This is a genomic window from Acinetobacter sp. 789_lipA (assembly GCF_058242845.1).
The window spans coordinates 131,446-153,422 of record NZ_JBZAYS010000002.1; the positions used below are offsets into that span (position 1 = coordinate 131,446).

The 21,977-nt window shown below is 38.5% G+C and carries 15 protein-coding genes, 13 pseudogenes and 3 other annotated features; of the genes and pseudogenes, 20 read left to right on the top strand and 8 right to left on the bottom strand.

Features of this window, described 5'->3' with window-relative positions:
- Positions 1-198 (top strand): annotated as a pseudogene (locus AC4CUZ_RS19225) (type II toxin-antitoxin system RelE/ParE family toxin); the annotation flags it as partial.
- Complete coding sequence (locus AC4CUZ_RS19230) at positions 191-493, top strand: helix-turn-helix domain-containing protein (RefSeq protein ID WP_317118529.1); 303 nt, start codon at positions 191-193, stop codon at positions 491-493. The pseudogene AC4CUZ_RS19225 and the gene AC4CUZ_RS19230, both read left to right, overlap by 8 nt.
- A gap of 40 nt (positions 494-533) precedes the next feature.
- Here AC4CUZ_RS19230 and AC4CUZ_RS19235 read toward each other — a convergent pair.
- Positions 534-695 (bottom strand): annotated as a pseudogene (locus AC4CUZ_RS19235) (IS6 family transposase); the annotation flags it as partial.
- Positions 696-788: 93 nt separating this feature from the next.
- Positions 789-1,178: a Cd(II)/Pb(II)-responsive transcriptional regulator gene (gene cadR / locus AC4CUZ_RS19240; RefSeq protein WP_490748112.1), complete on the bottom strand. Its 390-nt coding sequence runs from the start codon at positions 1,176-1,178 to the stop codon at positions 789-791.
- Positions 1,179-1,237: 59 nt separating this feature from the next.
- On the opposite strand from cadR, the gene AC4CUZ_RS19245 reads away from it, so the two are divergent.
- From AC4CUZ_RS19245 to AC4CUZ_RS19270, 6 genes and pseudogenes are all read left to right on the top strand, one after another.
- A protein-coding gene (locus AC4CUZ_RS19245) for an IS3 family transposase (protein WP_223235881.1) occupies positions 1,238-2,370 on the top strand; the annotation gives its coding sequence in 2 pieces (ribosomal slippage) (positions 1,238-1,490 and positions 1,490-2,370; 1,134 coding nt in all).
- Between the two features lie 185 nt (positions 2,371-2,555).
- A complete protein-coding gene (locus AC4CUZ_RS19250) occupies positions 2,556-3,836 on the top strand; it encodes a cation efflux transmembrane domain-containing protein (RefSeq protein WP_004897603.1) in 1,281 nt (426 codons plus the stop codon).
- Positions 3,837-3,899: 63 nt separating this feature from the next.
- Positions 3,900-4,550: pseudogene (locus AC4CUZ_RS19255) on the top strand (IS6 family transposase).
- Between the two features lie 47 nt (positions 4,551-4,597).
- Positions 4,598-5,340: pseudogene (locus AC4CUZ_RS19260) on the top strand (IS3 family transposase); the annotation flags it as partial.
- Positions 4,873-4,989, top strand: a sequence feature (AL1L pseudoknot). It overlaps the preceding pseudogene by 117 nt.
- A 504-nt stretch (positions 5,341-5,844) precedes the next feature.
- Entirely contained in the window at positions 5,845-7,086 is a 1,242-nt protein-coding gene (gene ltrA, locus AC4CUZ_RS19265) for a group II intron reverse transcriptase/maturase (protein WP_004826931.1), read from the top strand.
- A 79-nt stretch (positions 7,087-7,165) separates the two neighbouring features.
- A pseudogene (locus tag AC4CUZ_RS19270) lies at positions 7,166-7,651 on the top strand (IS3 family transposase); the annotation flags it as partial.
- 155 nt (positions 7,652-7,806) lie between these two features.
- Here the strand turns inward: AC4CUZ_RS19270 and AC4CUZ_RS19275 are convergent.
- Both AC4CUZ_RS19275 and AC4CUZ_RS19280 read right to left on the bottom strand, forming a co-directional pair.
- Positions 7,807-8,208, bottom strand: coding sequence for a helix-turn-helix domain-containing protein (locus AC4CUZ_RS19275; RefSeq protein ID WP_096902448.1), 402 nt, complete (start codon positions 8,206-8,208; stop codon positions 7,807-7,809).
- A gap of 1 nt (position 8,209) precedes the next feature.
- Positions 8,210-8,500 (bottom strand): type II toxin-antitoxin system HigB family toxin, encoded by a 291-nt coding sequence (locus AC4CUZ_RS19280; RefSeq protein ID WP_490748114.1) that lies wholly within the window; start codon positions 8,498-8,500, stop codon positions 8,210-8,212.
- A 430-nt stretch (positions 8,501-8,930) separates the two neighbouring features.
- On the opposite strand from AC4CUZ_RS19280, the gene AC4CUZ_RS19285 reads away from it, so the two are divergent.
- From AC4CUZ_RS19285 to AC4CUZ_RS19310, 6 genes and pseudogenes are all read left to right on the top strand, one after another.
- On the top strand, positions 8,931-10,163 hold the full coding sequence (locus tag AC4CUZ_RS19285) for an ATP-binding protein (RefSeq protein ID WP_001255534.1): 1,233 nt from the start codon (positions 8,931-8,933) through the stop codon (positions 10,161-10,163).
- A 116-nt stretch (positions 10,164-10,279) separates the two neighbouring features.
- A pseudogene (locus AC4CUZ_RS19290) lies at positions 10,280-10,717 on the top strand (IS1595 family transposase); the annotation flags it as partial.
- A gap of 50 nt (positions 10,718-10,767) precedes the next feature.
- Positions 10,768-11,987 (top strand): IS3 family transposase gene (locus AC4CUZ_RS19295; RefSeq protein ID WP_490748115.1). Its coding sequence is split into 2 segments (ribosomal slippage): positions 10,768-11,044 and positions 11,044-11,987, totalling 1,221 coding nucleotides; the frame shifts between segments, so codons are not numbered across the junction.
- Positions 11,043-11,159: a sequence feature (AL1L pseudoknot), on the top strand. (Overlaps the previous gene by 117 nt.)
- A 35-nt stretch (positions 11,988-12,022) precedes the next feature.
- A pseudogene (locus AC4CUZ_RS19300) lies at positions 12,023-12,211 on the top strand (IS1595 family transposase); the annotation flags it as partial.
- Between the two features lie 28 nt (positions 12,212-12,239).
- A pseudogene (locus AC4CUZ_RS19305) lies at positions 12,240-12,365 on the top strand (IS1 family transposase); the annotation flags it as partial.
- Positions 12,366-12,640: 275 nt separating this feature from the next.
- Complete coding sequence (locus tag AC4CUZ_RS19310) at positions 12,641-13,837, top strand: tyrosine-type recombinase/integrase (RefSeq protein WP_490748116.1); 1,197 nt, start codon at positions 12,641-12,643, stop codon at positions 13,835-13,837.
- Positions 13,838-13,935: 98 nt separating this feature from the next.
- Here the strand turns inward: AC4CUZ_RS19310 and AC4CUZ_RS19315 are convergent.
- A pseudogene (locus AC4CUZ_RS19315) lies at positions 13,936-14,368 on the bottom strand (transposase); the annotation flags it as partial.
- Positions 14,369-14,899: 531 nt separating this feature from the next.
- Positions 14,900-15,151, bottom strand: coding sequence for a hypothetical protein (locus tag AC4CUZ_RS19320; protein ID WP_004986445.1), 252 nt, complete (start codon positions 15,149-15,151; stop codon positions 14,900-14,902).
- A 195-nt stretch (positions 15,152-15,346) separates the two neighbouring features.
- On the opposite strand from AC4CUZ_RS19320, the gene AC4CUZ_RS19325 reads away from it, so the two are divergent.
- A complete protein-coding gene (locus AC4CUZ_RS19325) occupies positions 15,347-15,568 on the top strand; it encodes a helix-turn-helix domain-containing protein (protein WP_035245357.1) in 222 nt (73 codons plus the stop codon).
- Positions 15,569-16,044: 476 nt separating this feature from the next.
- Here AC4CUZ_RS19325 and AC4CUZ_RS19330 read toward each other — a convergent pair.
- A pseudogene (locus AC4CUZ_RS19330) lies at positions 16,045-16,173 on the bottom strand (integrase core domain-containing protein); the annotation flags it as partial.
- 50 nt (positions 16,174-16,223) lie between these two features.
- On the opposite strand from AC4CUZ_RS19330, the pseudogene AC4CUZ_RS19335 reads away from it, so the two are divergent.
- From AC4CUZ_RS19335 to AC4CUZ_RS19355, 5 genes and pseudogenes are all read left to right on the top strand, one after another.
- Positions 16,224-16,980: pseudogene (locus AC4CUZ_RS19335) on the top strand (IS3 family transposase); the annotation flags it as partial.
- Positions 16,499-16,615 (top strand) — a sequence feature (AL1L pseudoknot). (Overlaps the previous pseudogene by 117 nt.)
- A gap of 504 nt (positions 16,981-17,484) precedes the next feature.
- Complete coding sequence (ltrA, locus tag AC4CUZ_RS19340; RefSeq protein ID WP_490747823.1) at positions 17,485-18,726, top strand: group II intron reverse transcriptase/maturase; 1,242 nt, start codon at positions 17,485-17,487, stop codon at positions 18,724-18,726.
- A gap of 79 nt (positions 18,727-18,805) precedes the next feature.
- Positions 18,806-19,291: pseudogene (locus AC4CUZ_RS19345) on the top strand (IS3 family transposase); the annotation flags it as partial.
- 346 nt (positions 19,292-19,637) lie between these two features.
- Entirely contained in the window at positions 19,638-19,907 is a 270-nt protein-coding gene (locus AC4CUZ_RS19350; protein WP_178928876.1) for a hypothetical protein, read from the top strand.
- A gap of 501 nt (positions 19,908-20,408) precedes the next feature.
- Positions 20,409-20,618, top strand: coding sequence for an acyl-CoA thioesterase (locus AC4CUZ_RS19355; protein ID WP_178928875.1), 210 nt, complete (start codon positions 20,409-20,411; stop codon positions 20,616-20,618).
- A gap of 373 nt (positions 20,619-20,991) precedes the next feature.
- On the opposite strand, the pseudogene AC4CUZ_RS19360 reads toward AC4CUZ_RS19355, so the two are convergent.
- Positions 20,992-21,924: pseudogene (locus tag AC4CUZ_RS19360) on the bottom strand (IS5 family transposase).
- Positions 21,925-21,977 lie beyond the last annotated feature (53 nt).

Genomic DNA, 21,977 nt, shown 5'->3' on the forward strand with positions numbered 1-21,977 from the left:
TCAATGAAAGAACTGCGTGTTCAACATCGCGGTAGACCCTTAAGAGCTTTCTTCGCATTTGATCCCTTACGACAGGCTATTGTTCTATGTATTGCTGATAAAGGCGGTAAAAAGCGTTTTTATAAAGACATGCTGGATATTGCAGATGAACAATACCAACTTCATCTCACTACCCAAGGAGATAAATCTAATGGCTAAGACTCTGCAAGAATTGTTAGCTAGCCGCTCTCCAAAGAGCCAAGCCCGTATTCAAAAAATGGCTGATGAATTACTGCTAGAAAATCAGCTTCATCTTATTCGTGAAGAACTCGAAATTTCTCAAAAAGAGCTTGCTGAAACTTTGGGAATAAAACAGCCATCGCTTTCAGCAATAGAAAATCGTGGCAATGATCTTAAGATTTCAACCATGAAAAAGTATGTTGAGGCAATGGGTGGGAAGCTCCGTATTGATGTAGAGCTTCCAACAGGAAAACATATAGGATTCAACGTTTAACAATAAAAATGGGAGCTTAGGCTCCCATTTTTAGATTCGTATAACGTTGAACCCAACGGTAAATATTCGTGTGATCAACATTCACACCCCGTTCGGCCAGCATTTCCTGCAGTTCACGATAGCTAATGCCATATTTACAATACCAGCGCACAGCCCAAAGAATGATTCCGCCCTGAAAATGCCGACCATGGAAAGGATTCATATGCTGCACCTTTAGCTAAAACAGTCTTCAGCTTACCATTCGTGGTTATTTGCAACAGTGCCGATTTTTTGAAAAAAGCATAGGTCTAGATAATCAAGCTAGATTTTTTAAAACTCCACATTGGTCAATTGTACATAAACCATCACAAGTACCTCTTAAATCAGATAGTTGTTCAATAAGCTTTTGTTGCTTGATTATATTTTCTCTGATAGCACTGACATGTAAGTCAATTAATTCATTCACATCTGAACAATTTTTCTCAGGTTTGTCTTTATAGGTAAGTAATTGACGAATTTCATTCAAACTCATATTTAAAGTTCGGCAATTCAAAATAAATTTAATTCGCTCAACATAGCCTACATCGTAAAGGCGGTAATTTCCTTCCGTTCTTTCCGGTTCCGGAATTAAACCTTCCTTTTCATAAAACCTAATTGTTAATACTGAACATGAGGTTAGAGGTGGATCAGGAAATTTGAACAACACTTATAAGTGATATTTTGCTCCCCAAATGATGTTATAAACATCAATATATGGAGTATTTTATGGCACGTAGACCAAGAAGAAATCATTCAAATGATTTTAAAGCTAAGGTAGCACTTGCTGCGATTAAAGCAGAAAAAACACTTGCTGAATTGAGTGCTGAATTTGATGTTCATCAAAACCAAATTATCGACTGGAAAAATCAACTGATTTCAGCTTCCTCGCAAGCTTTCGATCAATCAAAAGCTCCAACAGAACCACCCATCGATCTAAAAAAACTACATGCAAAAATCGGTGAGCAGGCATTAGAAATTGATTTTTTAGAAGGTGTGTTGAAGAAACTGGGCCGCTTCAACCACAAAAGTTAATCGATGACTCACTTCAGATTTCAGTATCTAAGCAAGCTCAGCTGCTGAAAGTCTCCCGTGGTTGTTATTACTATCGCCCAAAACCTGTGAGTGCATCAGATCTGAAGCTAATGCGGTGTATGGATGAGTTACATATGCAATACCCTTTTGCAGGTAGCCGGATGATGCGTGATTTGTTGAATCGTCAAGGACATCATATAGGACGACGTCATACACGTACTTTAATGAAGAAAATGGGCATTAATGCGTTATATTGCAAACCAAATTTAAGCCAGGCTAATCAAGCTCACCGCAAATATCCATATCTGCTCAAAGGATTGGCTATTCAGCGCAGTAATCAAGTGTGGTCTACGGATATAACGTATATCCCTATGGCAAAAGGCTTTGTTTATTTATGTGCTGTGATTGATTGGCATAGCCGCAAGGTACTTGCGCATAGAGTATCGATTAGTATGGAGGTTACATTTTGCATAGAAACATTAAATGAAGCTATTGAAAAATATGGTCGACCTGAAATATTTAATACAGACCAAGGCAGTCAGTTTACCAGTGATGCATTTATTGATGTATTGAAATCAAATGGCATTCAAATCAGTATGGATGGTAAAGGTCGATGGGTTGATAATGTGATGGTTGAACGATTATGGCGGAGCGTTAAATATGAAGAGGTGTATCTCAAAGCCTACAGCAATGTTTTGGATGCGAAGAAGCAATTAAACGCATATTTTGAATTTTATAATTTGAAACGACCTCATTCGAGTCTGGACAAAATGACTCCAGATGAGTTTTACTATGACCAGCTACCACAACAAAATAAGGTAGCTTAACTAGAGCAGAGTATCACTTATAAATAAGCTTTTAGTTGTTCAAACATGTGGGACCACCTCTGTTTTTTTAGAGAGTTCACCAATTTTTAAATGCATTGAGTTAGTATTTCCAAAGATTCTTGACTCTATAGTAACTATAGGGATTCTAATATTCAAAGTTTATAATTTTTTTAATGGGTATAATTATGAGTGGTTGTGGATGTAGTAAAGAAACACCATGCGAAGATAAGAAATCTCAACAAGAAAATCATCCATCAATTGCAGAAGCAAACAATTCAAAGAATTGTGATAATACGCTTAGCTGTTGTGGTGAAGAGGAAGAAAAAAAATCTTCATCTCCTTGCTGTAACACTTCAAACAGTTGTGAAGATACCGCTCAATCCTGTTGTGGTTCTGATCCCAAAGAAAATTTAAGCACTGAAGACGTTTTAAAAGATTCGCACTACATGAGTGAATACTTAGTTCCCAAAATGGATTGTTCTGCGGAAGAACAGATGGTTCGTATGGCGCTATCTTCAATTGATGGTGTTCAAAAACTCATCTTTGATTTACCTAACCGTTCTTTAAAGGTTCTACATAATCAAAAAGATGAAAATATAACCACCAAACTTGAAGCTTTGGGTTTTGGTGCAAAGCTTGTGAAGACTGAAACTTATATAAGCAATCAACAGGCTAAGCAAACAAGTACCTACACCATTCCTAAAATGGATTGCTCTGCTGAAGAGCAAATGGTCCGTATGGCTCTTGCAGATATTGAAGCAGTTAAAGGTCTTACTTTTGATCTTCCCAATCGAAAACTGAAAGTCTTCCATAATGAAGGGATTCAGCAAATTACGGCTAAACTCGAAGGACTGGGTTTTGGGGCGAAACTTGATGAAACACAGCTTTCTACAGGCGATATACCTAATGAACCTGATCCTGTGAGACAAGCTAAAGTACTTAAACTGTTATTAGGCATTAATGCTCTACTGTTCTTTATAGAATTCATCAGCGGAATTATTGCTGCGTCTACAGGATTGATTGCTGATTCTCTAGATATGTTTGCCGATGCAGCCGTTTATGGTATTGCGCTATATGCCGTCGGAAAAGCTGCGAAATATCAAGTGAAAGCAGCCCATTTCGCAGGTTGGATTCAGTTATTACTTGCTGTCATCGTGATTATTGATGTCATTAGACGATTCATGTTTGGAAGCGAGCCAGAATCAACGCTCATGATTGTTATTGGCCTGCTCGCACTTATAGCTAACGTGACATGCTTATATCTTATTTCTGGTCATCGAGAAGATGGCGCACATATGAAAGCCAGTTGGATTTTCTCGGCGAATGACGTTGTCGTAAATATGGGCGTTATATTTGCCGGTGTACTCGTGGCGTGGACGGGATCAGCTTATCCAGACTTAATCATTGGCATACTGGTTTCTTTATTCGTACTTAATGGTGCCCGAAAAATTTTGGCTTTGAAGTAAGGGCACTGTTGCAAATAACCACGAATGGTAAGCTGAAGACTGTTTTAGCTAAAGGTGCAGCATATGAATCCTTTCCATGGTCGGCATTTTCAGGGCGAAATCATTCTTTGGGCTGTGCGCTGGTATTGTAAATATGGCATTAGCTATCGTGAACTGCAGGAAATGCTGGCCGAACGGGGTGTGAATGTTGATCACACGACTATTTACCGTTGGGTTCAACGTTATGCTCCTGAAATAGAAAAACGTTTACGCTGGTATTGGCGTAATCCTACAGATCTGAGCTCGTGGCATATTGATGAAACCTATGTAAAAGTGAATGGACGATGGTCTTATCTGTATCGTGCAGTCGATCAACGTGGCGATACCATTGATTTTTATCTTTCTTCTAGACGTAATACCAAATAAGCATATTGTTTTCTTGGAAAAATTTTAAATAATGTGAAGAAGTGGCAAATTCCACAAGTGATCAACACGGATAAAGCACCCACATATGGACGTGCTTTATCACGGTTAAAACGGGAAGGTAAATGTCCACCAGACCTTGAGCACAGGCAGATTAAGTATAAAAATAACGTGATTGAATGTGATCATGGCAAGCTAAAGCGGATCATCAGGGCCACATTAGGATTCAAATCTATGAAGACTGCTTATGCCACAATTAAAGGTATTGAAGTCATGCGTGCACTACGTAAAGGACAAGCATCGTCATTTTGAACCGTACCGGGTTTGTCGGAGACCATTTTTCTTGAGAGAATGTCCCAATGACAAAACCAAAATATACTCCTGAAATCAGAGACAGAGCGGTTCAATTATTGATTGAATCCGAAAAAGATTATCCTTCTACTTGGGCTGCAATCACAGCAATTGCACCCAAGATTGGCTGTACTCCTGAAACACTACGTTCCTGGCATCAGAAGCATTTAAATCAACGGAATCCAATCAAAGTACAGCAGCTTTCAGACCAAGAACGCATTAAACAACTTGAACGCGAAAATAAAGAACTGCAACGAGCCAATGAAATTCTACGCAAAGCAGCCGCTTTTTTCGCCCAGGCGGAGCTCGACCGCCCACACAAATAATGGTGGATTTTATCCATAATAATAAAGAGCTGTACGGAGTCGAGGCGATTTGTAGAATTTTACCGATCGCACCTTCAACCTATTACCGAACTTTAGATCTCGCGGACAATCCAGAGCATCGAGCGAAACGAGATTTACATGACTTGCATCATGCTGAACAAATTAAACGAATTTGGAAGGAAAGTTCAGGTCGATATGGTGTACGTAAAGTCTGGCAAAAATTAAAACGTGAGGGTTATGTTATTGCACGTTGTACAGTTGCTCGATTGATGCAAAAGCTAGGTATACAAGGTGTTTGGCGTGGTAAGAATAAACAAACCACCCGTAACCGAGATGACCAAAAACGGGCAGATGATTTAGTGAAACGTAATTTTAATGCTGATCATCCAAACCAACTATGGGTGGGTGACTTTAGTGTGCCGCAGCAAGCGGCGTAAGAGATGAGGGTATGGCCCCTCGCTATCGGCTTGCAGGAGCAGGTAGCAAACCACCATAAGCGGCTTGGATCAAAAGTCCCGGTCGTGAGCGTTATGGAAAAGGCATCGTAGAGATGTCAGGTAAGAATTAGGAAGGCGAACAACAGTGAACTGCCGTTCAAGTGTCGAAAGTACTCAAATGACATCAAAACCGGGGATGGAAGTTACCCCGCGATTAGTTTGGCCGTTACCTGCTTACGGGCCATTCGGTGTCCGGCGTAGAGGCAGCGCGATCCTAATTCAGGCTCTTACGTTGAACTGCGGGAACCTTCGGTGGCGATGTCAAGCGAAAGGCACAAGCTCAAAAGGCAAGGCTGATAATAGCAATGCGTCACCAAGGGGCGGAGCAACTCGTAGTAGTGTTGAAGTTACTGTAATGGTAATGGAGCGAAGGGGTTGCATTATCCAGGTCTACGGATTTGTCAACTGTGCAAGCAGGAGGAGCAAAACTTTATGACCAAACCATTTAATATTCCTAAAGCGTTAATCTGGGAGGCATTTAAAAAAGTCAAAGAGAATGGTGGCGCTCCAGGCGTTGATCATGAATCTATTGAGCAATTCGAAAAGCATTTAAAGAACAACCTATACAAACTATGGAATCGACTTTGTTCTGGCAGTTATTTTCCACCGCCAGTTAAGGCTGTTCCGATTCCAAAGAAGTCAGGTGGCGTGCGTATACTAGGTATTCCAACAGTTGCAGATCGAGTCGCGCAAACAGCAGTTAAGCTCTTATTAGAGCCGAAAATTGATCCATTATTTCATCCAAACTCATATGGATATCGTCCGGGGCGTTCTGCCCATGATGCAATTGCGATAGTGAGGAGACGAAGTTGGGATTATGACTGGGTTGTGGAATTTGATATCAAAGGTCTCTTTGATAACATCGACCATGATTTACTCATGCGTGCACTCAAGAAACACTGTGAAATTCCATGGATTCTTTTATATGTGCAACGTTGGTTAAAAGCACCAATGCAACACATAAATGGCCATCTTTTAGAAAGGAATCGCGGCACACCACAAGGTGGTGTTGTGAGTCCTTTATTGGCGAATTTATTTATGCATTATGCTTTTGATATGTGGATTACGAAACATCTTCAAAGTGTACGGTTCTGCCGTTATGCAGATGATGGCGTAATTCATTGTCGGAGTTTATCTCAAGCCAAACTTGTTTTACAAAAGATCGATGCACGATTTCGTGAATGTGGTCTCGAATTGCATCCAGACAAGACAAAGATTGTTTATTGCCAAGATATTAATCGTCGTAAAGCATATCCCGATGTTCAATTTACTTTTCTCGGGTACACGTTTAGGCCCCGTAAGGCTGTGGACAAGTATAAAAGAGTTTATGTAAATTTCTCTCCTGCAGTCAGTCGTGATGCACTTAAAGCAATGCGACAGACTATTCGGAAATGGCATCTACATCTGATGTGTAATCGCGAATTAAGTGATTTATCTGCAATATTCAATCCAATTCTTCAAGGTTGGCAGCAATACTATGGTCGATTCCATGGTTCAGCAATGTCAGCGATCTGGCAACACATGAATGCTTATCTTATACGCTGGATGAGGCGTAAGTATAAAAACTTGGCCCGTCATAAAAGACGGGCTAGATATGCCTTAGGGCGACTTGCGCGTGATTTTCCAAATGCCTTTGTGCACTGGAAAATGGGATGTTTACCATCGGTTGGATAATGGGAGCCGGATGAGCTGAGAGGTTCATGTCCGGTTCTGCGAGGGGCTAAGGGTGAAATTCCCTTGGTCTACTCACCCGTATATTCAAACCAATTCAGGCTGGGTCTATACCGCATTTATTATTGATGTGTTCTCACGAGCAATTGTTGGATGGAAAGTATCAACACGGATGAATACCGACATGGTGCTCGCTGCACTTGAGCAGGCATTGCATGATCGAGGAATGCCAAATAACGTGATTCATCATAGTGACAGAGGCGTACAGTATCTTTCCATTCGCTATACCAACCGTTTAGAAGCAGCGAATTTACGAGCATCAGTCGGCACTACGGGGGATTCATACGATAATGCATTGGCTGAAACAGTGAATGGGTTGTACAAAACAGAGGTGATTGAATATTTAAAAGCAGATTGGCGTGGTTTGGGTGATATACAACTTGCCACATTAAATTTGGTAGATTGGTTCAATAAAGAACGTATACATAGTTCACTAGGTTATGTATCACCTTTTGATTTTGAAGCGATGTACTATGATAAAATTAACCCGTTAGGTCAGGTGGCCTAACTTAAACAAAAAGTCTCCGACAAACCCGGTACGGTTCATTTTATATACTCTAGGACTTACGCACTATCATTTATAGATTCTCTGGGCTTTGTTGCACAAAGATTTGAAAGGCAAAGTACCCCTAATTGAGCCAAATTTCCTGATCCACCTCTCTTTTAGAAAAACGTATCTGCCGATACATTAAACCGCTCAGACAATGCCTTAATATGACGAATATTCAGTTGGCGTTTACCACTTAAAATCTCAGAAATCACTGATGGTGTTGCAACCTCTGTTAAGTCAGACTGACCTAAACCATGTTGTTCCATCAAAAAAGCCAAAGCAGCACGACCGTCCCCTTTAGGCATAGGAAGATGCTCATTTTCATAATCAGAAACCAAATCACCAAGCTGATGAGTAAGCCCCATTAAAGGATGGGACTCGTCATCACCAACAGTATCTAAAAGTTCATCTAAAGCTTCAACAAGTGTATGAAAGTCGTCTTCATTTTCTGGCTTGCTGAGCAATGGTGCAACGTAGTGCCAGTGGTCTACGGCCTGTTTAATCATCGCGTTCATACTAACCTTCCTTCCAATGACCTTTGTCATATTCTTTATGGTACAAGACATCACGGATATACACACGTTTTGCTTGATACATCACGACTGCAATAAGTCGGATCTTGTTCCAGCCAATATCGAATACATGGAACTTTCCAACTTTATCGACCTCTGGAAAGAGATGTTTCATCTCAGCAAAATCTTTCGGATCGTTTGCCTTTATGGTTCGATACCAACCATCTAATGCCGTTTCAGCCTGTGGCCACTTTTGCATTGCTTCTATAATTCGAGTGTGGGTGATCACATGCATAACATTTTATCGCATTTTGCAATATTGAATGGCTAGGATGAATAAAGCGCCACACGGAGCTTTATTCATTATCAAAATGCACTTAATCTGATGATCTTAAAAAATAAACCTTTTAGCATTTCATGCGCAATAAGGCTGATACCATTAGCACAACAAAAATGAGTTCCACTCTAGTTAACATCTTAGTTCCATTTACTTTTCACTTAATTTATATAGCCGTTAAGTCGCAGCATCAATGACATAACATGACATGGAAAATAATCAAAAAAGATAGAATCTAGATTTTTGTTACATTTACTATCCGCATACTTTAACAGCAGCTTTGAGTGTTTCACTTAACCTTTAAATTTTTTTTAAAATTAAATATATTTACATATACGTTCTAAAATTTGATAGAATTTATTAAAACTTTAGATTCTAAGTGTAAATAATGAGAAGCGCTAATATTCGACGTGATGGCTACTTAAAATTTCTGAATACATGGCAAGACCGTGATGTCATTAAAGTACTTTCAGGTGTGCGTCGCTCTGGAAAATCCACCTTATTGGCGATGTTTCAACAAGACCTAAAAGCACAGGGTGTACAAGCCGAAAACATCATTGCCATCAACTTCGAATTTATGGAATTTGAAGAACTCACCGATTACCGTAAACTACATGATTATGTATTGTCCAAAGTTGATAAAAGTAAAAAAAACTATGTTTTTTTAGATGAAATACAACATGTTACAAATTTTGAGAAAGTAGTCGACTCCTTATATGTTCGGGATTATATCGATTTATATATTACAGGCTCAAATGCATTCTTTCTAAGTGGAGAACTTGCGACTTTACTTACAGGACGCTATATCGAGCAACATGTTCTACCTCTGTCATTCCAAGAATTTAAACAGTGGCATATTGAAAATAATCCGATCATCCAACAATTATCCAATCGTGATTTGTATGCCATGTATACGCGCAGTAGTTTCCCTTATACGCTTGCCATGACTAGCCAGCAGGAAACTTATGATTACTTGCAAGCGGTCTATGCCAGTGTAATGTTTAAAGATGTTATTCCCCGTTTGAATACTGCCGATATTAACTCTCTCGAGCGTGTCGCAAGATATTTGGCAAGCGTGACAGGCTCACCTATTTCCATCAATAAAATTAAAAATACCTTTGTTTCAAGTGGGGTTAAAATTTCATTTGAAACAGTAAAACGCTATATTCAGGGCTTACAGGACAGTTTGTTATTTTATAGTGCCGCACAATTTAAAGTACGCGGGCGTGAGTTATTACAATCCTCTGAAAAATACTATTTAGTTGATGTCGGATTGCGCCGGATTATGTTGCCTGATGCTAATGCTGATCAAGGTCATATCTTAGAAAATGTGATTTATCTTGAGCTTGTCAGACGAGGTTATACCGTCTATGTAGGGCGTGTTGATGAATATGAAATTGATTTTGTTGCTGTCGATACTTTACAGAATTTAACTTATTATCAAGTGGCATTAGAAACGCTCAATGAAGAGACACTCAGCCGAGAGTTACGTCCATTACAGAAAATTTCTGATTCGTATCCCAAATATTTACTTACCTTAGACACGATAGGGACTGAAGCAAATTATAATGGTATTGTAAAAATGAGTGCTCTCGATTGGTTGCTATCTGAAAATAAGTAAAGTTGAGGATAGACATGGATACTCTTATTTATTAAGGCTCTAGACTAGCAGAATAGATATGTTAGTCTAGAATCATGATAGAAAACAGTAAATTAAGTCACTATAAGATTTAAAAAATTATTCAGTGCTTTTGCATTGATATTCCTGCTTCTAAAACAGCCTTATTGCTTAACTTGAACCGTAATACCATCAACTATTGGTACATGCTTTTTAGAAAAGCAATCTACGATCATCAAACAGATTTAAGAGCAAAGTTTGTAGGTTCTATTGAAATTGATGAGAGCTATTTTAGGGCAAAAAGACAACGTGGTTTTCATGGGAAGTTGAAGCGAGGTCGAGGTACTTTAAAACAACCTGTATTTGGAATATTTGAAAGGAATGGTCGAGTTTATACAGAAATAGTCCCTGATTGTAAAAAGACTACATTACAACAAGTTATCTTAGGTAAAGTTGCACTTGAAAGTGTAATTTATAGTGATGGTTGGCGTGGATACAATGGTTTGGTAGATGTTGGTTACTCAAAGCATTTTAGAGTAAATCATGGAGTGAATGAATGAACCGTACCGGGTTTGTCGGAGAGTCAATATTCTGAGAGACTACCCCGATGACAAAATTAAAATATACCCCTGAAATCAGAGAAAGAGCGGTTCAATTATTGATTGAATCTGAAAAAGATTATCCTTCTACTTGGGCTGCAATCACAGCAATTGCGCCTAAGATTGGTTGTACTCCTGAAACACTTCGTGCCTGGCATCAAAAGCATTTAGATCAGCAAAATCCTATTAAAGTACAACAGATATCTGATCAAGAAAAAATGAAGCAAATGGAACGTGAAATTAAAGAATTAAAGCGTGCCAATGAGATTCTACGTAAAGCAGCCGCTTTTTTCGCCCAGGCGGAGCTCGACCGCCCACACAAATAATGGTGGATTTCATCCATAACAATAAAGACTTATATGGTGTTGATGCGATTTGTAGGATTTTACCGATCGCAGCTTCAACCTATTACCGAACTTTAGATCTCGCTGACAATCCAGAACATCGAGCGAAACGAGATCTACATGATGAGCATCATGCTGAACAAATTCAACGAATTTGGAAAGAAAGTTCAGGTCGATATGGTGTGCGTAAGGTCTGGCAACAATTGAAACGTGAAGGTTATGTTATCGCACGTTGTACAGTTGCTCGATTGATGCAGAAGCTAGGTATACAAGGTGTTTGGCGAGGTAAGAACAAACAAACCACCCGTAGCCGAGATGATCAAAAAAGAGCAGATGATTTAGTGAAACGTAATTTTACTGCTGATCATCCTGACCAACTGTGGGTGAGTGACTTTACGTATATTCAAACAAATTCAGGCTGGGTCTATACCGCCTTTATTATTGATGTGTTCTCACGAGCAATTGTTGGATGGAAGGTATCGACACGCATGAATACAGATATGGTGCTCGATGCATTGGAGCAAGCATTGCTTGATCGAGGTATGCCTAAGAATGTGATTCATCATTCTGACAGAGGTGTTCAATATCTTTCTATTCGCTATACCAATCGTTTAGAAGCTGCAAATTTACGAGCATCAGTCGGTACAACTGGTGATTCATACGATAATGCTCTGGCTGAAACGGTGAATGGCTTATACAAAACAGAGGTGATTGAATATTTAAAAGCAGATTGGCAAGGTTTAGCAGATGTACAACTTGCGACACTAAACTGGGTAGATTGGTTCAACAAAAAGCGTGTACACAGTGCACTGGGTTATGTATCGCCTTTTGAGTTTGAAGCAATGTACTATGATAAGATTAACCCGTTAGGTCAGGTGGCCTAACTTAAATAAAAAGTCTCCGACAAACCCGGTACGGTTCAGAATTTGCTAGAGGACAATGTCATATAAATGGAATAGAATCATTCTGGAGCTTTTGTAAAAGAAGGCTAGCAAAGTTCAACGGTATATCAAAAGAGTATTTTGATTATCATCTTAAAGAAACAGAATGGCGTTGGATGAGGGAGCCTAATGAGCTAGCAACAGAGTTGTGGGACCTCATTAGGTAAAACTAAGTGCAAATCTGCTAGTCTAGAGCCTTGCAAAATAAGGCATCGAATAAGGCGTGGTTTTAGAAGAAGTTGTAATTTCTCCAAAAAGCTTGAAAACCATTTTAAAGCCTTCGACTTAACCTTCTTTTACATCAATAATGGCTTCATTTAATGTCAGCATACTTTTTAAAACACCACCGGATTTTTTTCTACTCTTTTTTATATCTAACTCAGGTTAGTGTAATTAGCTGCTTATTTATCTCATCTTACATATTAAGTAGAGATGGGACTTAAGATGGTTACTAAAATAAAAATACTAATAACAATAAATATATAAAACAGTATATTACAATTTTATATGATGCGTAGCCTACGCATCATATATTAAGCGTACTATTTTGATATAATTGATACAATCAATCCTCTGAGAGGTTTCATTTAAATTTCATGAGTCTTACAGAAATTAAGGTTCGCCAAGCGCATTGCAAGGAAAAAACTTGTTTTTTATCTGATGAAGATGGACTTAGCCTGAAGATTGAGCCGAATGGAAGAAAATCTTGGTGTTATCGCTATACAGATCCACAAATAAAAAAACGTCGCCGCATTCAGTTAGGACTTTATCCTGATTTATCACTGAAAAAGGCACGGCAAGTCAGAGATGATTTTAAAGACAATAATTTTAGTTTTGAAAAAGATACTATTTCTAATGTAATTACTTTTCGTAAAGTAGGGGAGGAATGGCTACAGTTCAAACTTAAGAATGCATTTAATGATTTACCCCGCTGCGGTGTACTACAGTTAGCAGAAAGATGTTTACAGCATGATATTTACCCAGACCTTCAGGATTTACCTTTTGAAAACGTCAAGCGCTATGACTTGGTTTCAGTAATAAAAAAAATAGAGGCGCGCCAAGTAAAAGAACCAGTCAAAAAAGCTTGTAGCTATTTGAACCAAATTTATGATTACGCTGTAGCGATGGGTTATTGTGAATACAATATCGCTCATGGTTTAAATAAAATTTTAATCAACAGTAAAATTAAGAAGAACTATCCGTATTTAAAAGCGGAGGAAATATCCGAATTTAAGAATAACTTACAAAAATTGGATGCCCATCCCATTATTAAAAAAGCACTAATGTTCAAATTATATACTGGAGTGCGAGGGGCTGAATTGTTATTGGCTGAGCCTCATCATTTTGATTTAAATGCAAAAATATGGAAAATTCCTGCCTTGCATATTAAACAATTTCGACGTAAAGTCATTTTAGGCCATGAGATTCCAGACTTTTTAGTACCACTTTCAGATCAGGCTTTAGAGATTTTAAAAGACGTCATGCAATGGTCATACGGTGAAAAATATATTTTTGCAAGCCCTCGGAAACACAATCAACCGATTCATTTCAATACATTAAATATGGCTATTCGTAAGATGGGCTATGGCAAACATCAATTATCCTCTCATGGACTACGTTCCACTTTTAGTACCATTTTGAATGACTCAGGTTTATTTCAAGATAATTGGATTGAGGCACAACTTTCACATATTGATAAGAACCGTACCCGTGCCAGTTATAATCATGCTGATTACTTAGTTCAACGGACTGAAATGATGCAGTGGTGGGGTGATTATTTAAGTAATGGCTAGGTGAGTATCATACTTTTATATAGAAAAACTCTCTGTACACGACAAAAATAGTGAACCGTACCCGGTTTGTCTGAGACTTTTTATTTAAGTTAGGCCACCTGAACTAATCGTTTATTCACACCTCGTTTTAGCCAATCATAAAAGCGTGAAACTGATACATGAAGTAATCGTGCCATCAAAATAATCGGAAATAAGTGTTTTGGGATTTCACATAGGCGTACCTTACTGACTTTATTTGGCAAAGTACGCTACTGCCTTTTTTAGAAATTCACGTTCCATTTCACCATTTCAGCGGATTTAAGCTGCTGTTTAAGTTGCTTATTTTCTTCGAGCAAAGCGTTTAGATCAGATGAATACTATTTAGTACCAGCTAAAGTCCCTGCCTTTGCCTTATTATTCTAATGCGAAAGGGTCTGCATGGAAATGCCGAGTTCTCTAGCTGTTTTTAGATACATTGCCTTGAATGGCTTCTATTGCTTTGATGGTTTCAGCTTTAAATTCTGCCGTATACGTCTTGTGTTTCTTGCTCATGGTAAACTCCTGATGAGTATGTATGGTTTACCAAGTTAAAACCTCCTGTTTTTTCAGCACACATCAGTCATTAAAAGGATGAATATACCCATCGAAAATTAAGAATAATCGGGAGACGTAGTGATAGTGTCTAGGATCAAGTCAGGCAATAATGCCACCCCCATGCCTTGTCGTACATAGTATAAAATAGCTTGTACATCGTTGATAGAAAAGTATAGCTCCCAATGCGGGCTCTATGATTGCAGATTGGGTTGCTACGAAATTCCATGGAGTGATTGCCTAACTTTAAGCAAGATTTCTTTTTCTTAGTTTCCTTTTTGTCCAGATTAAGCCTATAAATTCTGGACTTTTTTTATTATGTAACCTGAATCCTATTTTAAGCCAATGTTTCTATACCTCGATGGAGTACCATCCACCATACAGTCAGTGTGGAATTTCGTAAATATTAGTTAAACGTCAGCGGATTATGATCTTATTCAGAATTATCAGACTATCCGGTAATCCCCCCTGAAAATAATTTTTAAAAACAACTTAGGCTAATTGATAAACACTATCTGGAAAGATTAAAAGAAAATATTTTTTAATTTCTGCTAATTCGTTTAAGGTAGGTTCCCTTTCAAGAAGTTGAAATGTCCAAATAAGTACAGCCTGATGATTATCATAGCAAGTATTTACTCCAAGAAAATTAGCCATTCCGTAACTTCTATTGATGTTCATTTCTTTAATTAATTGATTTCCTAAGTCACGAGCTTGCTGGCTGATCAATAATTCATTTGGCAACATGGCGGTCATCTCCACAAAATAATCTAATACAGCTTCAATCCTTACATTTAAAAAGTTATAATTTAGTTGAAATAGATGAATTATGCTTTCTATAAGTTGTAATGATCTGCTGTAGGTTAACTATAGCAGGGTATTACTCAGTCAACAACTTAAAATAACTCTTAGTAGGTTATTTTTTTGTAAATTAATTGATATATGATTACTTGCAAGTTATCCAGCCTCATGGGCGATCGAAAAATTTTAAAATTAAGTGATGTAGTACGTGCGACAGGCATCAATCGCAATACGCTCACGAGTATGTATTATGATCGTGCTGTACGTATTGAATTGCCAGTCGCCGATAAGTTATGTAAATACTTTAACTGTACGATGAATGATTTGTTTGAGTTTAAGGAAGATGTTGAAGAAAAAGATTAACCAATACTTCGTTTGATAAGTTTTCGCTACAGGTCTGATACTGAATTTTATAAAATTTCATGGAAAACAAATATTTACTTTATTATTTATATAAAGGAATCAATCGAATGATAGGGGTATTTTTCTTATAACTTAGTTGAGAACAGGGGATAATGACCCACAATAGCTGTAACTATTGTGGGTTTGTTCCATGTAATGCAATTTGCCGTACACGGAATTTAAAATGACTTCACTGCAATTCTCATCTTACGTTGCGATTGTACTTATTGCAAGATTTTGAGTATTTTTACATGATTTTCTATTTAACGATTTAAATTTATTCTTTTTACAATTTTTACAATTTTAAGTACTTGATCTTGAAGTTATAATGTTTGAGATCGAACGTTCAATGGTAATACCCCCATTTTTAATTGAATTAATGGGTAGAAAATCTAAAGCCCTTGTTATTGTTTAAAAATAGGTGGACAACCATTTACCTACATATGAGGTCGTTCATGATTATAAAAGTACTGCCAGTTAGTTGTATAGTTCTGCACCTCGCTCAGATCTCGAAATAAATATTGATTTAAACACTCATAACGTACTGTACTATTAAACCGCTCAACTGAACCGTACCGGGTTTGTCGGAGAGTCAATATTCTGAGAGACTATCCCGATGACAAAATTAAAATATACCTCTGAAATCAGAGAAAGAGCGGTTCAATTATTGATTGAATCTGAAAAAGATTATCCTTCTACTTGGGCTGCGATCACCGCTATTGCTCCCAAGATAGGTTGTACTCCTGAAACACTTCGTGCCTGGCATCAAAAGCATTTAGATCAGCAAAATCCTATTAAAGTACAACAAATATATGATCAAGAAAAAATGAAGCAAATGGAACGTGAAATTAAAGAATTAAAGCGTGCCAATGAAATTCTACGTAAAGCAGCCGCTTTTTTCGCCCAGGCGGAGCTCGACCGCCCACACAAATAATGGTGGATTTCATCCATAACAATAAAGACTTATATGGTGTTGATGCGATTTGTAGGATTTTACCGATCGCAGCTTCAACCTATTACCGGACTCTAGATCTCTGCGATGAGAAGCATTGCTTCGCAAGGGAACATCGAGCAAAGCGAGATTTACATGACTTGCATCATGCTGAGGAGATTAAACGAATTTGGAAGGAAAGTTCAGGTCGGTATGGTGTACGTAAAGTCTGGCAAAAACTGAAACGTGAAGGCTATATTATTGCACGCTGTACTGTTGCTCGATTAATGAAAAAGCTAGGTATACAAGGTGTTTGGCGAGGTAAGAACAAACAACCACCCGTAGCCGAGATGACCAAAAACGAGCACCTGACTTGGTGAAACGGAATTTTAATGCTGATCATCCAAACCAACTATGGGTGGGTGACTTTAGTGTGCCGCAGCAAGCGGCGTAAGAGATGAGGGTATGGCCCCTCGCTATCGGCTTGCAGGAGCAGGTAGCAAACCACCATAAGCGGCTTGGATCAAAAGTCCCGGTCGTGAGCGTTATGGAAAAGGCATCGTAGAGATGTCAGGTAAGAATTAGGAAGGCGAACAACAGTGAACTGCCGTTCAAGTGTCGAAAGTACTCAAATGACATCAAAACCGGGGATGGAAGTTACCCCGCGATTAGTTTGGCCGTTACCTGCTTACGGGCCATTCGGTGTCCGGCGTAGAGGCAGCGCGATCCTAATTCAGGCTCTTACGTTGAACTGCGGGAACCTTCGGTGGCGATGTCAAGCGAAAGGCACAAGCTCAAAAGGCAAGGCTGATAATAGCAATGCGTCACCAAGGGGCGGAGCAACTCGTAGTAGTGTTGAAGTTACTGTAATGGTAATGGAGCGAAGGGGTTGCATTATCCAGGTCTACGGATTTGTCAACTGTGCAAGCAGGAGGAGCAAAACTTTATGACCAAACCATTTAATATTCCTAAAGCGTTAATCTGGGAGGCATTTAAAAAAGTCAAAGAGAATGGTGGCGCTCCAGGCGTTGATCATGAATCTATTGAGCAATTCGAAAAGCATTTAAAGAACAACCTATACAAACTATGGAATCGACTTTGTTCTGGCAGTTATTTTCCACCGCCAGTTAAGGCTGTTCCGATTCCAAAGAAGTCAGGTGGCGTGCGTATACTAGGTATTCCAACAGTTGCAGATCGAGTCGCGCAAACAGCAGTTAAGCTCTTATTAGAGCCGAAAATTGATCCATCATTTCATCCAAACTCATATGGATATCGTCCGGGGCGTTCTGCCCATGATGCAATTGCGATAGTGAGGAGACGAAGTTGGGATTATGACTGGGTTGTGGAATTTGATATCAAAGGTCTCTTTGATAACATCGACCATGATTTACTCATGCGTGCACTCAAGAAACACTGTGAAATTCCATGGATTCTTTTATATGTGCAACGTTGGTTAAAAGCACCAATGCAACACATAAATGGCCATCTTTTAGAAAGGAATCGCGGCACACCACAAGGTGGTGTTGTGAGTCCTTTATTGGCGAATTTATTTATGCATTATGCTTTTGATATGTGGATTACGAAACATCTTCAAAGTGTACGGTTCTGCCGTTATGCAGATGATGGCGTAATTCATTGTCGGAGTTTATCTCAAGCCAAACTTGTTTTACAAAAGATCGATGCACGATTTCGTGAATGTGGTCTCGAATTGCATCCAGACAAGACAAAGATTGTTTATTGCCAAGATATTAATCGTCGTAAAGCATATCCCGATGTTCAATTTACTTTTCTCGGGTACACGTTTAGGCCCCGTAAGGCTGTGGACAAGTATAAAAGAGTTTATGTAAATTTCTCTCCTGCAGTCAGTCGTGATGCACTTAAAGCAATGCGACAGACTATTCGGAAATGGCATCTACATCTGATGTGTAATCGCGAATTAAGTGATTTATCTGCAATATTCAATCCAATTCTTCAAGGTTGGCAGCAATACTATGGTCGATTCCATGGTTCAGCAATGTCAGCGATCTGGCAACACATGAATGCTTATCTTATACGCTGGATGAGGCGTAAGTATAAAAACTTGGCCCGTCATAAAAGACGGGCTAGATATGCCTTAGGGCGACTTGCGCGTGATTTTCCAAATGCCTTTGTGCACTGGAAAATGGGATGTTTACCATCGGTTGGATAATGGGAGCCGGATGAGCTGAGAGGTTCATGTCCGGTTCTGCGAGGGGCTAAGGGTGAAATTCCCTTGGTCTACTCACCCGTATATTCAAACTCATTCAGGCTGGGTCTATACCGCCTTTATTATTGATGTGTTCTCGCGAGCAATTGTTGGATGGAAAGTATCTACACGGATAAATACAGATATGGTGCTCGATGCACTTGAGCAAGCATTGCACGATCGAGGCATGCCTAAGAATGTGATTCATCATTCCGACAGGGGTGTGCAATATCTTTCGATTCGCTATACCAATCGTTTAGAAGCAGCAAATTTACGAGCATCAGTCGGTACAACGGGTGATTCATACGATAATGCTTTGGCTGAAACGGTGAATGGCTTATACAAAACAGAGGTGATTGAATATTTAAAAGCAGATTGGCAAGGTTTAGCAGATGTACAACTTGCGACACTAAACTGGGTATATTGGTTCAATAAAAAGCGTGTACACAGTGCACTGGGTTATGTATCGCCTTTTGAGTTTGAAGCAATGTACTATGATAAGATTAACCCGTTAGGTCAGGTGGCCTAACTTAAATAAAAAAGCCTCCGACAAACCCGGTACGGTTCAGTTATTGGATTTTCTACTTTTAAACTCAATTATTTTTTGGGGGATTACCTGCTAAAGAAGTAAACAAGACAAAAGCAACAAAATACATTAAGCAAATGTATGTCATAAATGGTGACATCTATTATTTTTGGCGTGATGCTGAGCTTAAATTGTGGGAAGTTACTCAACGAATAGAGATCTTACTTGTAAAGACTAAGCGAAAATCTATTTAACTGTCCCTGATAGTAAGTTTTTTTATTGTCTTTATCCGTAAAAGAAATTAGTTTAAATTGAACCAATTGTTAAAATAATTATGAGAACGGAAAAAATGAATAGAAAATTTGAACCACATGTGATTAGCCAGATCTATGACTTTTTAGTTGAAAGAGAGGCGTTTACCTCACTAAACCTTGATCGGAAAGTTACGGAGTTTTTTCGGGAAGTACATGTAGGGCAAGAAGAAGATTTTACAATTCTTGAATCAAATAAAATTTCAGGAAACTTTGGCGAAGTTTCCTATATCAATTTATTGAATGTCCCTAATTTCAACAATAAAGATAAATTTCTGAAATGGGCACATAAAGCTTTAAATTTATAAGTTGTAATAACTCAGTGTAGTTTGATAGGGATTGTTTCATTATTTAACAAATTCAATTACATAAATAATAATGTGATTACATTATGAACAGTAACTCATCAGAAGGCAGTTAGATAAATACAAATCACAGTGATATGTTTGAATCAAAAGTTCTACATGGATGGAATTAAAAATGAAATTATTAACATTGGTGAGCATAGGTACGGTAGCAAGTTTCTGTTTATTGTCAAAGCGTCAAACTACTGAAAATTTATTTCATTCAAACTTCGATAAAGTTGTTCGAAATGCTGTCTTACAGGGATTCATATAAATATAGATGCCTAAGATATATAGCTTTTAAGTACTTAAAGGAGGAATAATATGATCAGATCATTAATGTGTATATTTGGCCTTCATGGTGCTAGAGAGATTGATTACACCAATGACCAAAAAGAAATTTGTGTATGCCGAGAGTGCTTGAAGAAAGTCAAGAGTCCTCATGATTAGGTATAATTTCTTTTTATGAAAAGACAGTCTAAAAAATCTGAGCATATAACCTCAAATTGGACAACCGAGCAAGATAGTTTCTTAATTGAAAATAGTTTTATGGTGATTGAGCAGCTTATCAATCATCTACCTTTTACTGAAGATGAAATTATTAACCGTAAAGAGGTACTAGGTCTCACTAGAAGACATAGACAGATGCGTAAATTTTTAAGCAATCCATCTTAAGAGAGTTCTAAGCCTTTATTTTTTTAAAACGGATCAGTGCTAATTATTTTACAGGGTAGTATTGCGTAACATATCTATTATTGATAGATAGAGCCTGATGTCATATCTATTATTATAGTATTTCACGTGATGGAACCGACATGCTTAATAAGCAAAATCCAGAATCAAAATGATATACGCTGAATTATCAGGAGACTTTCCCTTGGGAGATTCTAGGCAGCCAACTTATAAAAGTCTTCGGCCATTTGATTTGGTGTCTTAAAACCCAAATCCTTTTGAATTTGATGTGTGCTGAAAAAACAGGAGGTTTTAACTTGGTAAGGCTTTGTTGCACAAAGATTTGAAATGCAAAGCGCCCCTAATTGAGTCAAATTTAAGGCGTAACTTGGGTAAGTGGTCGACCTAATTCCGTAAATCTGTTAAGGACTGCTACACGTGCATGGATCTCATTGACTTGGCTACCAAAACTCCTTGCGCTGAGTTTATCTCCTAATAATTTAATGCAGTGCATCTTAGTTTCAACCAAACTTCGACGATGATAGCCTGACCATTTTTTCCATAGTGTCCTGCCTAAACGTTTAATTGTTCGAAGTAATTCATTTCGCTCTAGCGAGCTACTCTTTGTATCTTTCCATTGTTTCGCATTTTTTCTAGGTGGAATCACCGCATGCGCTTGCCGATCTGCAATGACCTGACGGCATTGCTTGGTGTCATAAGCTCCATCGGTATAAACAGAGTCAATCTGCTCATCTTGTGGAATCTGATTAAGTAAATCACCAAGCACCTGTGAATCACTGACATTATTGGTTGTGAGCTGAATAGCGCGTATTTGTAGGGTTTTAGCATCTATACCAATATGAAGTTTACGCCATTGGCGACGATATTCAGCTCCATGTTTCTTGCGTTTCCATTCGCCCTCACCTAGAAACTTCATGCCTGTAGAGTCTACGAGTAGATGCAGCCCATCGCTACTTTTTTGGTAGCTGATTGCAATATCAATATGCTGTTGTCGTCTACAAATTGTAGTGTAGTCTGGCGCTATCCAATTTAATCCGCAAAGTTTAATCAGACTTTGCACAAAGCCAGTGACCATACGTAAAGACAGACGGAATAAGGATTTAATCATTAAGCAGCATTGGATGGCTGCGTCGGAGTAGGTTTGATTTCACCCTTGTTTGCCTTTTGATGGCGCATACCATTGCGTAGCAGGATCAAACCAAATGGCAATATTTCCGCGACTCATGAGTGCTCGGTTATATGCGGGCCAATTTGTTGTGCGGTAGATTTTGTGTGTAGGCTTCTTCATTTGAAAATTATATCGCTGAAAAACCCTTTACAGATAGGTTTGTGCAACAAAGC

What these genes read in the sequence shown, in the direction of transcription:
- AC4CUZ_RS19230 (WP_317118529.1), top strand. Translation starts at nt 191, where the DNA reads ATGGCTAAGACTCTGCAAGAATTGTTAGCTAGCCGCTCTCCAAAGAGC.
- AC4CUZ_RS19250 (WP_004897603.1), top strand. Translation starts at nt 2,556, where the DNA reads ATGAGTGGTTGTGGATGTAGTAAAGAAACACCATGCGAAGATAAGAAA.
- ltrA (WP_004826931.1), top strand. Translation starts at nt 5,845, where the DNA reads ATGACCAAACCATTTAATATTCCTAAAGCGTTAATCTGGGAGGCATTT.
- AC4CUZ_RS19275 (WP_096902448.1), bottom strand. Translation starts at nt 8,208, where the DNA reads ATGAACGCGATGATTAAACAGGCCGTAGACCACTGGCACTACGTTGCA.
- AC4CUZ_RS19280 (WP_490748114.1), bottom strand. Translation starts at nt 8,500, where the DNA reads ATGCATGTGATCACCCACACTCGAATTATAGAAGCAATGCAAAAGTGG.
- AC4CUZ_RS19285 (WP_001255534.1), top strand. Translation starts at nt 8,931, where the DNA reads ATGAGAAGCGCTAATATTCGACGTGATGGCTACTTAAAATTTCTGAAT.
- AC4CUZ_RS19310 (WP_490748116.1), top strand. Translation starts at nt 12,641, where the DNA reads ATGAGTCTTACAGAAATTAAGGTTCGCCAAGCGCATTGCAAGGAAAAA.
- AC4CUZ_RS19320 (WP_004986445.1), bottom strand. Translation starts at nt 15,151, where the DNA reads ATGTTGCCAAATGAATTATTGATCAGCCAGCAAGCTCGTGACTTAGGA.
- AC4CUZ_RS19325 (WP_035245357.1), top strand. Translation starts at nt 15,347, where the DNA reads ATGATTACTTGCAAGTTATCCAGCCTCATGGGCGATCGAAAAATTTTA.
- ltrA (WP_490747823.1), top strand. Translation starts at nt 17,485, where the DNA reads ATGACCAAACCATTTAATATTCCTAAAGCGTTAATCTGGGAGGCATTT.
- AC4CUZ_RS19350 (WP_178928876.1), top strand. Translation starts at nt 19,638, where the DNA reads ATGAATAGAAAATTTGAACCACATGTGATTAGCCAGATCTATGACTTT.
- AC4CUZ_RS19355 (WP_178928875.1), top strand. Translation starts at nt 20,409, where the DNA reads ATGAAAAGACAGTCTAAAAAATCTGAGCATATAACCTCAAATTGGACA.